The organism is Labilibaculum manganireducens (assembly GCF_963665805.2).
Lineage (GTDB): Bacteria > Bacteroidota > Bacteroidia > Bacteroidales > Marinifilaceae > Labilibaculum > Labilibaculum manganireducens.
This window is the reverse complement of the sequence record NZ_CAXXEE010000003.1, coordinates 4,242,647-4,257,908: the sequence shown is the minus strand read 5'-3', so window position 1 is coordinate 4,257,908 and position 15,262 is coordinate 4,242,647. Positions and strand designations below refer to the sequence as shown.

Below are 15,262 nucleotides of genomic sequence, written 5' to 3'. Positions count from 1 at the left end.
TACAAATTTTGGCGCATATTGAAATTCGATGCAAAGGTTAAGAGTTGCTTATTTGAGATGTTTAATATGCGGGTTTGCGGTATTTATAAGCCTGTCAACTTTCGATAGTTCATCTTTAATTTGCAACAGCATAATTTGTGAGGAGATGTCAGAAGAGGATGTAAACAAATCAATTGCTAATTGCATTTTCTCTTTGGCTTTTATCAATCTAAAATAATTTAGAGTATCTATTTCACCATCGAAACTTATCATATTTCGGGCGTATCGATAATATTCGATAGCAAGATTGAATTTATTGTTTGGATTTGTTCTGTATATTTCCTGAGCTGTTTTCAATCTTTTCTTTGCGTCAGGCAACAGTTTAAAATTTGATAAGGTGTCGGTATAGTTGTAATTGGCTGGGGCAGTCTTTAGATAATTCTTTATTGATTCTTCTCCCGAATTAAATATTTGTAAGCTAATTGGAGTTTCTAAAAATTGCCACATTGGAATAATTGGTAAATGGCTTAGGATAAATTCTTCAGGAGAAACCATAAAATACTCGTTTGTTTTGCTTTTAATTCCAGAATGATAGAGTATTGCATTCGCCCAACTTAAATCAAAAAAACGCCATTCATTATTTATTTTAACAACATTCCACGAATGAGTAGCACGATCTTGCAGGGCTCCATTTTTAGTGATGTATCCTCCAATGCTATAGGATTCAAATCCGGAATGAGTACAGAAAAATTCAAATAACTTAGAAAACCCTTCGCAAACCGCTTTCCTTTTCTGTAAAACACAAACCGGTGAAGAGCAATTGTTTGACCCCATATAAAACAACAGGTTCGGGTCGAATAGTAATTCTACCTGATCTTTATATTCTATATTAGAGATAATCCATAGGTAAAAAGCCCGTATTTTGTCCTCATCACTTTTTGCGGGAGCTGCTAAATAATTGTGCAATAAAACAATATTTCGGGATAAGCTGTCGGGTGTTTTTTTTACATGACGGTCAATACTTCTATATCTACCGAATGCTGGTTCCTGAGCCTGCACCAATTCAAGAGAAACCAATGTTAAAAAAATTAAGATTGCCAGTTTTTTATACATAGTAAAACGCGCTATGCTTAAAGCTAATGAAAATATAGATAGCCTATTTGCTGATTTTCATCCTTTAACATTTATTTAGGAGATAAAAGTTTAAAATTGGCACAACGAAAATTAAAATGTACTTTTGCACAGATTTTTAAAAATTGAATAGTAGCAAATCATATAATATATAAATAGCCATGGCTTTACAGTGTGGAATTGTAGGATTACCAAATGTAGGAAAATCCACCTTATTTAATTGTTTGTCGAATGCAAAAGCACAATCGGCAAATTTTCCTTTTTGTACCATTGAACCTAATGTTGGTGTAATTACTATACCTGATGAACGTTTAATCAGATTAACTGAATTGGTAAATCCGCAAAGAGTTCAGCCTTCGGTAATGGAAATTGTTGATATTGCCGGTTTGGTAAAAGGAGCAAGTAAAGGAGAAGGTTTAGGAAATAAATTTCTTTCAAACATACGTGAGACGAATGCGATTATACATGTTTTACGTTGTTTCGAAGATGACAATATTGTTCATGTTGATGGTTCTGTAAATCCTATCCGGGATAAAGAAACCATTGATATTGAATTGCAGTTGAAGGATTTGGAAACTGTTGAAGCAAGATTGCAAAAGGCGGCAAAATTGGCGAAAATTGGAAAAAATCCTGATGCGGTTCGTTTAACTGAGGTATTGGGAAGATATAAGGAAGCTTTAGAACAAGGAAAGTCTGGGCGCGTGGTTGAATTGAGCGAGGCTGATGAGAAAGTAGCAGGAGATCTTCATTTACTAACTACAAAACCTATTTTATACGTTTGTAATGTTGATGAAGCATCTGTAGTGAATGGCAATGTTCATGTTGATGCGGTTCGGGAAGCGGTTAAAGATGAAAATGCAGAGGTAATTGTAGTTGGTGCCGGTATCGAAGCTGATATTGCAGAACTGGAAACTTACGAAGAGAAACAAATGTTTTTGGAAGACTTAGGTCTAAAGGAACCAGGCGTTAATAAATTAATTAAAGCAGCATTTAGATTGCTTAATCTTGAAACTTATTTCACTGCAGGTGTAAAAGAGGTAAGATCATGGACCTATCCTAAAGGAGCGAAAGCACCTCAGGCAGCTGGTGTTATTCATACCGATTTTGAAAAAGGATTTATCCGTGCTGAGGTAATTAAATTCGAAGATTTTTCAACTTTAGGTTCAGAAGCAGCTTGTAAGGAAGCTGGTAAAATGAACGTGGAAGGAAAAGAATATGTAGTTCAGGATGGTGATATTATGCACTTCCGATTCAACGTATAATTGAATTTTCTATTGATACATGAATGGCTGTTCAGTTTGAACGGTCATTTTTTTTTGCATTATTTATCTACATCAAGATTAGTATCTTTGTCATCGGGAATGATTTTGAATAGCCCATTACTAATTATTCATTATATAATTTTAATATCGCATGTTTCGTACAGTTTTATTGGTAGGAATAGGAGGATTTTTAGGAAGTGTCTCCCGGTTTTTGATAGGACAAGGTCTTCATCGTTATTTTGACACTATTTTTCCAATAGGAACCATGACGGTAAATATTGTAGGCAGCTTTATAATAGGAGTGATATATTCCATGGCAGAGCGGGATAATTTGGTGAGTCCGGAAATGAGGATGTTTCTGGCTGTAGGATTTTGCGGTGGTTTTACGACTTTTTCATCTTTTGCATTCGATAATCTTAATCTTTTAAAAGACAGTGGATTTTTGTATCTTTCAGTATATGTGGCCGGAAGTGTATTTCTGGGATTACTGGCAGTTTACTTTGGCACACAAATTCATAAATTATTTTAAACGTAAATTGATATGAAACTGAAAGGCAAGGCCAAGTTACTTCGCGTATTTGTTGGTGAAGCCGATCGGGTTTATCAAAGACCTCTTTATGAGGCAATTGTTTACGGAGCAAAAAGATATGGTTTGGCAGGAGCAACAGTTCACCGGGGAATCATGTCTTATGGAGCAAATTCACGAGTTCATTCTTCAAAAATATTTACTTTGTCAGATGATTTACCAATCATTATAGAATTGGTCGATTCTGAAGAAAAGGTGAATGGCTACCTTCACATTCTTGAATTACTAATTGAAAAATCGGGTGGAGGAGGAATGATTACGATGGAGCAAGTTGACGTAATCAGATATCAGCCTCAGAAAAAATAATTGTTTTGATATTTGAATTTTCAAATGTTAAAGATCCTGTAATATCAAAATCTATTCCTGTTTAATCAATTCGAATCCATTATATTTGTGGCGAATAGTTAATAACCACAACGAGAATGATAATGAGTAAGAGATTCGGCACCCTATTGTTTGCATTACTAGTATTTACAATTCAATTTTCAATTGCACAAAATACGCGGAAAATTCCATCAGAAAAACCAAAGCTTGTTGTAGGTATTGTGATTGATCATTTGCGTGCAGATTATTATTTTCGATATTCCAATTTGTTGGGTGACGGAGGATTCAAACGATTAATGAATCAGGGAACTTATTGTAAAAATTCAAGATTCAGCTATTTGTATTCTCAAGCAGGACCCGATCATGCTTCCATATTTACAGGTACACCGCCAGCTTTTCATGGTATTATTTCCAACGGATGGTACAACCGGTTATCGGGAGAACTTGAATTGGCGAAAGAGGATTCAGAAACCAAACTTGTGGGAATAGAATCCGAAGAGAAGGGGAGTTCTCCAAAAAAGATGCTGGCTTCAACATTAGGAGACGAAATTAAGTTGTTCAACTCTCGTTCGAGAGTGGTTGGTGTGGCTTTAAACTGCGAATCAGCTTTGTTTTCGGCCGGTCATGCCGCCGACGGAGCTTATTGGATGGATGATATTTCAGGGAAATTTATAACATCATCTTATTATCAGGATACCTTATACAATTGGGTGAAGGAATTTAATGAGAAAAAGTTTACTGATTTTTATCTAAATCGTGTTTGGACACCTTTTAATGATGGAAATGCACCGAGTGTGTCTGATAAATTACTTGGGAAAGTTGGTTTGAATAATCAGTTTTTCTACGATTTGAATAAGGAGAAGAGAGAGCACGGATACAAAGCGATTAAAACAACACCTTTTGGAAATATGTTGGTAAAGGATTTTGCGATATCTGCTATTATTAACGAGAATTTGGGTAAGGATGATGATGCTGATTTTTTATCTGTTACCTTTTCCTGTTTGGATGAGAAACATAGAGACTTGTCTCCTTTTGCTCCCGAAATGATCGATAATTTTATCAGATTAGATCAGGAGTTGGAACATTTCCTTTCGTTTTTAGATGAGCAGATTGGAATGGAGAATGTGTTGGTGTTTGTAACTGCTGATCAATCTGCTAATTATACGCCCGAGAATCTTTCCGAACAAAATATCCCGAACGGCTATTTTAGTACTTACAATGCAATTGCTTTATTAAAATCCTATTTCAATATATTATATGGTAATGGAGAATGGGTTTTAGGCTACGATTCGCAACAGGTTTATTTGAATCATCAGCTGATAGAAGATTCAAAACTGTCAATTATTGACCTGCAAATAAAGGCTGCAGAATTTTTAATTCAGTTTTCGGGAGTGGCAACTACTACTACTGCGAATAGTTTGGTGAAATCGAATTATACACATGGAATATTACAAAAAGTGCAGCGCTCTTTCAATCAAAAACGTTCGGGAGATGTAATGCTTACTTTGGAGCAAGGATGGATGCATAAAATAAAAGATGAACGTGATGAAATAGCGCAATATTCATATACCAATCAGGTACCTTTGTTTTGGTACGGATGGAAAATTAAACGGTCGGTAATTTCACGATCAGTTTATATTGAGGATATTGTTCCTACCGTTTCTAGTTTCTTAAATATTTCGATTCCTTCCGGTTGTGATGGAAATCCGATTGAAGAGCTGGTGAACTAAATTTTTTCTTTTTTAGGTCCCAAGCCATAGTATTTGATAATTCAACTACTATGGCTTTTTTTTATGGAATAAACCAGTAAATGATTATCGAACCGCAGATATTGAAATGTATAGGTTTCTGAAAAATCGGCTCTGCAAACCTGACCTGAGAAAGTAGAATCACCGGAAGAAAAAGGGTCAATCTTTAATTCATCAATTAAATGAACATCTTTTTTGCCATACATTTTAATTAGACATTCCTTGGCACACCAGTGCTGATAAAGATGTAAGATCTTATTCCGATCATCAATATTATTCAGCTCGGTTTTTGAAAGAAACCGGCTGGCAATTCTATTCACCCGATCCGATAAATATTCCATATCCAATGCAATAGAATGCTTGTCTCCAATTAGAATTCCAACGTATGATTTCGTATGAGAAATACTAATATTCAAGTCTGAGTTGATAAGATGAGGCTTGCCGTGCTCATCATTTTCAATCTGAATATTTTCCCCTAAACTCAGTTGCAGCAGGCAGCGTGTTGCTGCAAATTCAATTTTACGGGATTGGCTCCCGAACGAGTTCAGTTTTGCTGTTTCGCTAGGTGTTAAGTGTACAATCTGCAGCAGTTCTTCTAAAGATTCAGTGGTTTTCCAAACAATTAGTCTGCAGAAATTATTAATTTGTATTTGATTGCAAATTGGCATGAATTACAATATTAGCTTATTTCCACTTCAGACTTTCCATCAGGCGAACAATATCTTTGTCGATGAATTGAATAACCGGTGCCAAAGAATCTTGATTAGGATGTTCCCGAAAATACAAAGCACCTCTTAAAAAATGATTTGTACTATCGGTTGCAACAAACTGAACCGATGATGCAGCGTTGCCCTTAATCCGATAGATCATACCATATACCTTTTCTTCATCATTAATATAGATCTGCTCGGCAATTGCATCTGCCATAATGGAGTGTTTGTATGCCATTTTTCTAGAATCTTCAAGATATTCTTCCAAATTGTTATTAACATTTTTATAACTAAGATGAATGGTTGCATGGTATTCGGGATATTGAATATTGACCCAATATTTTTCAGCTCCTTTTTCAGCATCATTTTCAATTTTAGCCATCGATAAACGATCGAAACTGTATGGAAAATTTGAATCCCAATTTTGATACTCTTTTGAAGGAAAATCAATTCGGAAATATGCTTTCGGTTTGGGAGTATATTTCTTTTTACACGAAATAGGAACCAAAACGAGAAGAATAAAAAGAAAGGGTAAAAGAATTCGATACAATTTCATGAGTTGCAGATGTAGATGCAAATGTTGGTTAAGAGCATTTGCTTGTTTAATGATACGAAATTACTTTTTCGCCGGGAGTTTTGGTAGTATAAAACGAATTTTTTTGATTCGTCGGTTATCTACAGCTTCCACAATAAAACGATAGTGTTTGTATTTGAATTCTTCTTTTTTCTGCGGAATTTCACCTTTTATTTCAAGAAGTAAACCGGCTAAAGTTTCAGCATCACCTTTAACCTTATCGAATATATCCGATGCAATATCTACAATTTTAAAGAAATCGTTCAACGAAGTTTTTCCCTCAAATAAGTAGGAGCCATCCTCTTCTTTTGTAAAAGTAGCTTTACTGCCATCCGATTCATCGGTAATATCCCCAACTATTTCTTCAATGATATCTTCCATGGTAATGATTCCTGAAGTTCCTCCATACTCATCAACAACAACCGCCATATGGTTTTTCTGGGTTTGAAATTCTTCCAGTAAATCATTTATTTTTTTTGTCTGTGGCACATAGTAGGGGGGGCGGATAATAGATTGCCAACGAAATGTACTTGGTTTATGATGATGAGGAAGTAAATCTTTCACATACAATATTCCTTTTACATTGTCAAAGCTCTTATCAAAAACAGGAATTCGTGAAAAGCCTGATTCAATAATTACTGATTTTAATTTACTAAAGCTGGTTCTAACGTCTACAGCTACTGCATCCATTCTGGATATCATTATTTCTTCAACATTAATATTGCCAAAGTTTACGATTCCTTCCAAAATTTCCATTTCTTCAGATATTTCATCGGCAGTTAACTCCAATGCCTGAGAAAGATCTACCATCGAGATGTTCTGTTTTTTAGAAATACGATTGTTGACGATAGATGTTGATTTAATAAGTGCGATAGAAAGAGGTTGAAATACTTTTTCTAAAAAAAATAACGGATAAGCAACAAATTTTGAAAAGTTCAAAGAAGTTTGCGCTGCATATACTTTGGGGATTATTTCACCAAAAAGTAAAAGCAGGAATGTAATGACTACTACCTGAACCACAAAGCCCAGTGTTGGAGCATTTGAAAAATCGACCAGCGAATTGGTGATAAAGCTGGACAAGATTACAATTCCAATGTTTACAAAATTATTGCCAATTAAGATAGTTGCCAGTAATCTTTCAGGTTGGCTTACTAATTTTAAAAGCTTTTTGTTTTTTGGATTATCGTCGGCTTCCAAATCATTAATGTTTTGTGGAGAAAGCGAAAACAAAGCCACTTCTGATCCTGAAATCACCGCAGAACAAAACAAAAGAAGTACCATTATAAGCAAACTTATAATGGTACTTGTATTTATAGAATAAAAAGCAATATCAGTATTGCTTAAAAAAAGTTTAGTAAATTCTTCAGTTTCCAATTTTGTATGAAATTAGTTTTAAATAGGATGCCTAAAATGGAAGATCATCCGTTTCTTCTGCGTCAGATGAGTCAGATGAGTCAGAAGTAGTTTGTTGCGCAACTTCAGGACTTCCTTGTGGTTCAGAGCTGTTTTCTGCTTTGCGGCCTAACATTTGCATACTGGTTCCAAAAATTTCAGTAGTATATCTTTTTACACCGTCTTTGTCTTCCCAGTTACGCGTTCTAAGTTGTCCTTCAACGTAAATTTGCATTCCTTTTTTAACGTAAGTCTCTGCAATTTCGGCCAGTTTACGCCACAATACAATATTATGCCATTCTGTTTGGGTCACTTTTTCGCCACTTTTATTGTTGTACGTTTCGCTGGTTGCAAGTGAAAAGTTACAAACGGCTACACCATTGTCAAGATATTTCACTTCCGGATCTTTACCAACATTTCCAACAAGAATTACTTTGTTTACTGACATATTTTGATTTTTTAATTTAACAATAGTTTAAAGATACAAACTTATTATGAGATCATAATATTATTATGGGTTATTTTTATCCATTATATTTAAATGATCCTCAATTAGTTTTGGGAATGGATATTCCGATATCTCGGAATGGTTAATAATTATATATCCATATTCATTTTTCATTTTATCGATATCCATTTCGATGTGAATGAATTTTGTGTGCAGGTTCTGATGGCTTAATTTATGAATCACATTTTCGGATACCGAATGAATCACTAATTCATTGTTTCCAAATAACCCTTTCCATTCAGAAGTTTGTAACAATTCATTTGTTGAAATAGGTTTATCGTATTCAATCAAAGGATATTGGAACAAGTTCTCCCAAATGTCTTTTTTCTTTCTTTTTTCGATTAAAAACCGACTTTTACAAGATAGAAACAAATAGTAAAAATATCGATTTTTAGTCTTAATTTGTTTCGATTTAACAGGGAATTGATCAACTTGTGCATTATTGTGGGCAAAGCAATTTGCGAGGAGTGGACAAATATCACATTTAGGATTGCGGGGAATGCATTGAAGAGCTCCAAATTCAATAATTGCCTGGTTGTAGATTTCTGGTATGGCATTTCCCATTGTTTCGCTTGCTATTGTTTGAAAGTATTTTTTCCCTTCGGTACTGTCAATTGCTTTATTAATACCATATAATCTTGACAAAACCCTATAAACGTTTCCATCAACTGCGGCATGTGGCAGATTGAAGGCAAATGAAGCAATCGCTGCCGCAGTATAGGTGCCAATACCTTTTAATTTAAGAATCTCTTTGTAAGAGTCTGGAAAAACACCATTATATTCTAATTGAATAGTTTTTGCAGCAGTATGTAAATTTCGGGCCCGGGAATAATATCCCAACCCCTGCCATAGTTTTAATACTTCCTGCTCCTCTGCCTTAGCTAAATGGGAAATTGTGGGGAATTGTTCCAAAAAGCGATTAAAATAATCAATAGCTGAGGCTACTCTGGTCTGTTGAAGCATGATTTCTGATATCCATATTTGATACGGATCTTTTGTTTCCCGCCATGGTAAGTCGCGTTTGTTTTGCAAATACCAGCTTATGATTTGGTTACTAAGCATCTTGAAAATATTTGTCCTGATTTATTTTTTTTCAAATTTGGGTAAAAATAATTGTTTTCGATTTCATTAATAGCTAGAAATCATATATATTTGCATTCTGATTTGAGAAAATGATGATGTAAATAATTGATAATTAAAGATTTTTTAAGAGATGACTAAAGCAGATATTGTTAACGAGATTTCTAAAAACACAGGAATTGAGAAAATTACAGTACAAAAAACTGTTGAAGCTTTCATGGATACTATCAAAGGTTCTTTGGTAAAAGGCAAAAATGTGTATTTAAGAGGTTTCGGGAGTTTTATCGTTAAGAAAAGAGCAGAGAAAACTGCAAGAAACATTTCTAAAAACACAACAATTATTATTGCTGAGCACTTTATACCAGCTTTTAAACCAGCTAAAACATTCGTTAGTAAAGTTAAAACTAACGTAAAGTAGTCTTAGATTGTAATTAATTAAAAATATTGAAGATATGCCAAGCGGAAAAAAAAGAAAGAGACATAAAATGGCTACGCACAAGCGTAAGAAAAGATTAAGAAAAAACCGTCATAAGAAAAAGAAATAGATTCTTTTGAATTGATTGTTTGTAATAACAAAATAAATAAACCTAAAGAACTTTTTAGTACTTTAGGTTTATCTATTTGTAAGAACTGATTATCTTTATAAAAATAAGAAAAAAAGTAGTGAGTAACGAGCTTGTAATTGATGTAACCCCTAATGAAATTGTAATTGCTTTATTAAGCAATAAGCAACTGATTGAGTTAACCAGGGAAAAAAGTAATCTTCAGTTTGCTGTAGGTGATATTTATCTGGGAAAAGTGAAAAAGATAATGCCGGGTCTTAATGCTGCATTTATTGATGTAGGATATGAGAAGGATGCTTTTTTACACTATTTGGATTTAGGCCATCAATTTAGATCTCTAAGTAAGTTCCTGCAACAGGCTTTAGCACGAAATGGCCGTAACCTTTCCATCTCTAAAATGAAATTAGAGGCGGATATCGACAAAAATGGAAAAATATCCGAGATTTTAAAGTCGGGTCAGCATATACTTGTTCAGGTTGCAAAAGAACCAATTTCGACAAAAGGCCCTAGATTGTGTTCTGAAATTTCTATTGCCGGAAGAAATCTGGTATTAATGCCTTTCTCAGATAAAGTTTCGATTTCTCAAAAGATTAGCTCTGCCGAGGAGAAACTCCGACTGAAAAAACTCCTTCAAAGTATCAAGCCTAAGAATTATGGTGTAATTGTTCGCACGGTTGCTGAGGGGAAAAGAGTAGCTGCTCTTGATCAGGAATTAAGATCTCTTGTAGAGAAATGGGAGTCTGGTTTTGAGCATATTAGAGATGTGAATCCACCTAAATTAGTGTTGGGGGAAATGGATAGAACATCGGCTATTTTGCGTGATATTTTGAATTCTTCATTCGAGAATATCTATATTAATGATGCCAACGCAGCAAAAGATATTAAAAACTACATTGAAAGTATTGCTCCCGAGAAATCTAAAATTGTAAAGCATATTACTGGTGATGTGCCAATTTTCGATCAACTTGGTATCGATAAACAAATTAAATCTTCTTTTGGGAAAACCGTTTCCTTCAAAAATGGTGCTTATTTAATTATTGAGCATACAGAAGCTTTTCATGTTGTTGATGTAAATAGTGGAAATCGTTCCAAAGCAGGAAACGATCAGGAGTCAAACGCAGTAGAAGTAAATTTAGCTGCGGCTGAGGAAATTGCCCGTCAACTTCGCCTGCGCGATATGGGAGGAATTATTGTCGTTGATTTTATTGATATGCATTCTGCGGAAAACCGACAGAAAGTTTTCGAGAAAATGAAAGAAATAATGGGACTTGACCATACGAAACACAACATTTTACCATTGAGTAAATTTGGTTTGATGCAGATTACCCGCCAGCGTGTTCGTCCTGAAATGAATGTTGAAATTCAAGAAGTGTGTCCAACTTGTTTAGGCTCAGGGAAAATAACTCCTGCAGTTTTGCTTACAGATCAGATAGAACAGAGTCTTAAGCGACTGGTTGATGAGCAAAATGACAAGAAGTTTACTTTAAAAGTACATCCTTTTGTTGCAGCATACATCAACAAGGGAATTTGGAATACATTGCGTAGAAAATGGCAGTCTGAATTTGGCATAAAACTTTCTGTACGTGAAATTCCTTCCTACGATATGTTGGTTTATAAATTTTTCGATAAAAACAATCAGGAAATAGAGATGTCATAAATAAGTTGAGAAAGGTCCTAATATGAGAGTTTTCAAAACTTTGTTATCATTTTGTTAAAGGCTTTGTTAAGGTGCTTTATAATATTAATTTTATGCGTTAAAGCACTTAAATTATAGCACATGAAACAAAAACTTCTCATTTTATTCCTTGGAGTTTTCCTTAACAGCCTTATCTCCGTTCAAGCACAAATTCGTGAAACGGTATCCTGGGATTTTTCAACAGAAAAAGTTAGCAACAACGAAGTTAACTTGGTTTTTACAGCCAAAATAGCCAATGAATGGCATCTTTATTCCCAACATTTTCCGGATGGTGGTCCGATTCGATTCAGCGCAACTTTTGCAGAATCGGATAATTATGAATTGATTGGAGATTTGGAAGAGATTACCAAGCCAAAATCAGAGTACGATAACATTTTTGAAATGGATATTCAGTATTTTGTTGGTGAGGCAATTCTAAAGCAAAAAATAAAACTACTATCCGAATCAGCATTTTCAGTAAAGGGGGAAATGGAATATCAAACTTGCCGCGAAGGCGAGTGCGTGATGTTCACACCCGATTTTGAATTTAAACTGAATGCCGGTAAAATTTCTTCAGCAGTTGAATCAACTCCTAAAGTGAAAGAGAAAATAAATCCGATGAAGAATCCTCGAAAGGAGTATACTTCATTGTGGTCTTTGTTCTTTATTTCATTTTCTTTTGGATTAATAGCTCTTCTTACACCATGTGTGTTTCCAATGATACCCATGACGGTTTCTTTCTTTATGCACAGTTCAGAAAACAGACGAAAAGCAATTTTTAACGCTGTTGTTTATGGTGTTTCAATCATTGGTATTTATACTATTATAGGAACCATTGTAGCGGTAACTTTAGGACCAAGTTTTGCCAACTGGCTAAGTACTCATTGGATTCCGAACATCCTGTTCTTCATAATATTCTTGTTCTTTGCGTTTTCATTTTTTGGAATGTTTGAGATCACGATGCCAAGTTGGATTGTAAATAAGTCGGTAGCAAATGAAGATAAAGGTGGTATAGCAGGTTCATTTTTTATGGCATTTACATTGGTATTGGTTTCATTTTCGTGTACCGGGCCCATTGTTGGATCAATTTTGGTTCAATCGGCAGGAGGAGAGGTTTTGGAACCAATTGTAGGAATGTTCGGTTTCTCTCTTGCTTTTGCGTTACCATTTACGCTGTTTGCAATATTCCCATCGTGGTTGAATAATCTGCCAAAGTCGGGCGGTTGGCTTAATTCAGTAAAAGTTATCTTAGGGTTTTTAGAGCTTGCATTGGGATTAAAATTTTTAAGTATTGCAGATCAGACTTATCATTGGGGATTGTTGGATCGTGAAATTTATTTAGGTATTTGGATCGTAATTTTCACATTGATGGGATTCTATTTGCTGGGTAAATTGAAGTTTAGCCACGATAGTGATATTAAATTTGTATCTGTTCCACGTTTAATGCTGGCAATAGCCTCGTTTTCATTTGTTGTTTATATGATTCCCGGAATGTTTGGAGCTCCTTTAAAAGCGATTTCCGGTTATTTGCCACCGCAAACAACTCAGGATTTCGATATTTCTGCAATTGTTCGCGATCAATCCGGATCCAACAGTGTATCTGCAGCTATGGAGATTTGTGAAGCACCTAAGTATGCAGAGTATCTGCATTTGCCGCATGGTTTAAAAGGATATTTTGATTTTGAACAAGGATTAGCCTGTGCAAAAGAGCAGAACAAACCTATTTTTATTGATTTTACGGGGCACGGATGTGTAAATTGTCGTGAGATGGAAGCTAATGTTTGGTCGGATCCGCGGGTGCAGAAAATATTAAGAGAAGATTATGTGATTATTGCCTTGTATGTTGATGACAAGCAGGCATTGCCGGAATCTGATTGGGTTACTTCCACTTACGATGGAAAAGTGAAAAAGACCTTAGGTAAGAAATATGCCGATTTTCAAATTACACGATTTGGTGTAAATGCGCAACCTTATTATGTGCTTTTGGATAAAGCGGAGGAGACTTTGGTTGAACCAAGAGCTTATGATTTAAATGCAGATGCATTTGTTGAATTCCTTGAAAACGGGAAAAAAGAATTTAAGAATAGACAGTAGAAATTACAGCATAGTTGTAAACGGTCGGGATGAATAATCATTCCGGCCTTTTTTTGTTTAGGTGTAGTTCGTTAATAGTTGCTTAATATTTATATTCATTATAGAGAGTTTGATGTGATTTGAATGAAAAGAATGCCTATTTTTAAAAGTTTGCCTTTTGAAAAAACAAAAATAAGGTAAGCCGCATTAATCTAAAGAAATTTAAATAAAACGTATGAAGAAATACGATGTGATTATTGTCGGAGCCGGACCTGCCGGTATCTTTTGTGCTTATGAATTAGTAAAGAACAGAACTGATTTAAACATTTTAATCCTTGAAAAGGGAAGAGGAATGGACAAGCGGAAATGCCCCAAACACACCAATGGAGGAAAGTGCGTGCATTGCAAGCCTTGCAGTATTACTACAGGTTGGGCAGGAGCTGGTGCATTCTCTGATGGGAAACTTTCATTGTCGCCGGAGGTTGGAGGTACTTTGCCTGATTATTTGGGTTTAGAGGAAACAATCAAATTAATTAAATATACCGATGAGGTGTACTTAGATTTTGGAGCCGCATCTGATATTCATGGGGAATCTCTAAGCCTTGAAATGCAGAAGATCAGAAAAAAGGCTATTGAGGCGAATTTGAAGTTGGTGCATTGTCCTGTTCGGCATTTGGGGACTGAAAAAGCTCAGGAATTATACCGGAAATTATACGATTACCTTATTGAGAGAGGTGTTGAGGTACATTTTAACAGCGCTGTTGAAAATCTGATTTTAGAGGAAGATAAAATCAAAGGGGTTAAAAATGGAAAGGGAAGTTACTTTGCTGATATAGTAATGGTATCTGTTGGCAGAGATGGGGCAGATTGGTTAATGAAGGAGTGCAGTAAGGAAAGTATTTCTACTGAAGTTGGCGTTGTTGACATTGGGGTTCGGTTAGAGTGCAGGAATGAGGTGATGAAGGATATTAATGACAATTTTTACGAGGCAAAATTGATTCATTACACACATACTTTTGATGATAAGGTGAGAACATTTTGTTCGAATCCAGGTGGTTTTGTGTCATCGGAATATTACGATGATAACCTGGCTGTGGTGAACGGACATAGTTTTAAAGATTTGAAGAGTGACAATACTAATTTCGCGTTATTGGTATCGCAAAAGTTCACAGAACCTTTTAAAGCACCTATTGAGTATGGCAAGCACATCGCCCGTTTGGCTAATATGCTGACGAATAATCAAATAATGGTGCAACGATTCGGAGATTTAATAAGGGGGCGGAGAACAACGTCCAGTCGTTTGTATCGAAATAACATTATACCAACACTAAAAGATGCAGTACCCGGAGATTTAAGCCTAGTCTTGCCTCATAGGATATTGAAAGATATCGAGGAAATGATTTTGGCTCTGGATAAAGTGACTCCGGGTTTAGCCTCAGATGAAACATTATTGTATGGTGTTGAAGTAAAATTTTACAGCAATATCACTAAAGTGGATAATGGTTTTCAGTCTACTTCGGTTGAAAATCTTTATTTAGGAGGCGATGGAGCTGGAATTACCCGTGGTCTTATGCAGGCCTCTGTTAATGGAGTTGTTATTGCAAGAGAGATTTTAAAGAAAGTGTAATTACAGTTATTTTGTTGGTTGCTGATTCTA

General features: G+C 35.2%; 14 protein-coding genes. 8 read left to right on the top strand and 6 right to left on the bottom strand.

From position 1 onward, the window contains the following. Positions 1-48: 48 nt before the first annotated feature. A complete protein-coding gene (locus ACHZAX_RS16470; protein ID WP_320019884.1) occupies positions 49-1,092 on the bottom strand; it encodes a transglutaminase domain-containing protein in 1,044 nt (347 codons plus the stop codon). 179 nt (positions 1,093-1,271) lie between these two features. Here ACHZAX_RS16470 and ychF point away from each other — a divergent pair, with 179 nt between their 5' ends. The 4 genes from ychF (at position 1,272) to ACHZAX_RS16450 (ending at position 5,012) form a co-directional block, all read left to right on the top strand. Next, positions 1,272-2,372, top strand: coding sequence for a redox-regulated ATPase YchF (ychF, locus tag ACHZAX_RS16465; protein ID WP_101308190.1), 1,101 nt, complete (start codon positions 1,272-1,274; stop codon positions 2,370-2,372). A gap of 151 nt (positions 2,373-2,523) precedes the next feature. Next, a complete protein-coding gene (gene crcB / locus ACHZAX_RS16460) occupies positions 2,524-2,901 on the top strand; it encodes a fluoride efflux transporter CrcB (protein ID WP_124992422.1) in 378 nt (125 codons plus the stop codon). Positions 2,902-2,913: 12 nt separating this feature from the next. Continuing rightward, positions 2,914-3,264: a DUF190 domain-containing protein gene (locus ACHZAX_RS16455; RefSeq protein WP_101308192.1), complete on the top strand. Its 351-nt coding sequence runs from the start codon at positions 2,914-2,916 to the stop codon at positions 3,262-3,264. Between the two features lie 122 nt (positions 3,265-3,386). Further along, entirely contained in the window at positions 3,387-5,012 is a 1,626-nt protein-coding gene (locus ACHZAX_RS16450) for an alkaline phosphatase family protein (RefSeq protein WP_320019883.1), read from the top strand. Positions 5,013-5,053: 41 nt separating this feature from the next. On the opposite strand, the gene ACHZAX_RS16445 is transcribed toward ACHZAX_RS16450, so the two are convergent. The 5 genes from ACHZAX_RS16445 to mutY form a co-directional block, all read right to left on the bottom strand. Beyond that, entirely contained in the window at positions 5,054-5,698 is a 645-nt protein-coding gene (locus ACHZAX_RS16445; RefSeq protein ID WP_101308194.1) for a 4'-phosphopantetheinyl transferase family protein, read from the bottom strand. Between the two features lie 16 nt (positions 5,699-5,714). Continuing rightward, a complete protein-coding gene (gene gldD, locus ACHZAX_RS16440; RefSeq protein ID WP_320019882.1) occupies positions 5,715-6,296 on the bottom strand; it encodes a gliding motility lipoprotein GldD in 582 nt (193 codons plus the stop codon). Between the two features lie 60 nt (positions 6,297-6,356). After that, positions 6,357-7,595 (bottom strand): gliding motility-associated protein GldE, encoded by a 1,239-nt coding sequence (gldE, locus tag ACHZAX_RS16435; RefSeq protein WP_394698289.1) that lies wholly within the window; start codon positions 7,593-7,595, stop codon positions 6,357-6,359. A gap of 124 nt (positions 7,596-7,719) precedes the next feature. Beyond that, on the bottom strand, positions 7,720-8,154 hold the full coding sequence (locus ACHZAX_RS16430) for a single-stranded DNA-binding protein (protein WP_320019880.1): 435 nt from the start codon (positions 8,152-8,154) through the stop codon (positions 7,720-7,722). Between the two features lie 63 nt (positions 8,155-8,217). Then, the gene (gene mutY / locus ACHZAX_RS16425; RefSeq protein ID WP_101308197.1) at positions 8,218-9,276 is read right to left on the bottom strand and encodes an A/G-specific adenine glycosylase; all 1,059 of its coding nucleotides are present in this window, start codon (positions 9,274-9,276) and stop codon (positions 8,218-8,220) included. Between the two features lie 151 nt (positions 9,277-9,427). On the opposite strand from mutY, the gene ACHZAX_RS16420 reads away from it, so the two are divergent. From ACHZAX_RS16420 to ACHZAX_RS16405, 4 genes are all read left to right on the top strand, one after another. Continuing rightward, entirely contained in the window at positions 9,428-9,712 is a 285-nt protein-coding gene (locus tag ACHZAX_RS16420; RefSeq protein WP_101259605.1) for an HU family DNA-binding protein, read from the top strand. A 245-nt stretch (positions 9,713-9,957) separates the two neighbouring features. Beyond that, a complete protein-coding gene (locus ACHZAX_RS16415; protein ID WP_101308198.1) occupies positions 9,958-11,514 on the top strand; it encodes an Rne/Rng family ribonuclease in 1,557 nt (518 codons plus the stop codon). A 120-nt stretch (positions 11,515-11,634) separates the two neighbouring features. Further along, the gene (locus ACHZAX_RS16410; protein ID WP_320019879.1) at positions 11,635-13,626 is read left to right on the top strand and encodes a protein-disulfide reductase DsbD family protein; all 1,992 of its coding nucleotides are present in this window, start codon (positions 11,635-11,637) and stop codon (positions 13,624-13,626) included. Between the two features lie 214 nt (positions 13,627-13,840). Continuing rightward, on the top strand, positions 13,841-15,232 hold the full coding sequence (locus ACHZAX_RS16405) for an NAD(P)/FAD-dependent oxidoreductase (RefSeq protein ID WP_320019878.1): 1,392 nt from the start codon (positions 13,841-13,843) through the stop codon (positions 15,230-15,232). The last annotated feature ends 30 nt before the right edge of the window (positions 15,233-15,262 follow it).

What these genes read in the sequence shown, in the direction of transcription:
- ACHZAX_RS16470 (WP_320019884.1), bottom strand. Translation starts at nt 1,092, where the DNA reads ATGTATAAAAAACTGGCAATCTTAATTTTTTTAACATTGGTTTCTCTT.
- ychF (WP_101308190.1), top strand. Translation starts at nt 1,272, where the DNA reads ATGGCTTTACAGTGTGGAATTGTAGGATTACCAAATGTAGGAAAATCC.
- crcB (WP_124992422.1), top strand. Translation starts at nt 2,524, where the DNA reads ATGTTTCGTACAGTTTTATTGGTAGGAATAGGAGGATTTTTAGGAAGT.
- ACHZAX_RS16455 (WP_101308192.1), top strand. Translation starts at nt 2,914, where the DNA reads ATGAAACTGAAAGGCAAGGCCAAGTTACTTCGCGTATTTGTTGGTGAA.
- ACHZAX_RS16450 (WP_320019883.1), top strand. Translation starts at nt 3,387, where the DNA reads ATGAGTAAGAGATTCGGCACCCTATTGTTTGCATTACTAGTATTTACA.
- ACHZAX_RS16445 (WP_101308194.1), bottom strand. Translation starts at nt 5,698, where the DNA reads ATGCCAATTTGCAATCAAATACAAATTAATAATTTCTGCAGACTAATT.
- gldD (WP_320019882.1), bottom strand. Translation starts at nt 6,296, where the DNA reads ATGAAATTGTATCGAATTCTTTTACCCTTTCTTTTTATTCTTCTCGTT.
- gldE (WP_394698289.1), bottom strand. Translation starts at nt 7,595, where the DNA reads ATGGTACTTCTTTTGTTTTGTTCTGCGGTGATTTCAGGATCAGAAGTG.
- ACHZAX_RS16430 (WP_320019880.1), bottom strand. Translation starts at nt 8,154, where the DNA reads ATGTCAGTAAACAAAGTAATTCTTGTTGGAAATGTTGGTAAAGATCCG.
- mutY (WP_101308197.1), bottom strand. Translation starts at nt 9,276, where the DNA reads ATGCTTAGTAACCAAATCATAAGCTGGTATTTGCAAAACAAACGCGAC.
- ACHZAX_RS16420 (WP_101259605.1), top strand. Translation starts at nt 9,428, where the DNA reads ATGACTAAAGCAGATATTGTTAACGAGATTTCTAAAAACACAGGAATT.
- ACHZAX_RS16410 (WP_320019879.1), top strand. Translation starts at nt 11,635, where the DNA reads ATGAAACAAAAACTTCTCATTTTATTCCTTGGAGTTTTCCTTAACAGC.
- ACHZAX_RS16405 (WP_320019878.1), top strand. Translation starts at nt 13,841, where the DNA reads ATGAAGAAATACGATGTGATTATTGTCGGAGCCGGACCTGCCGGTATC.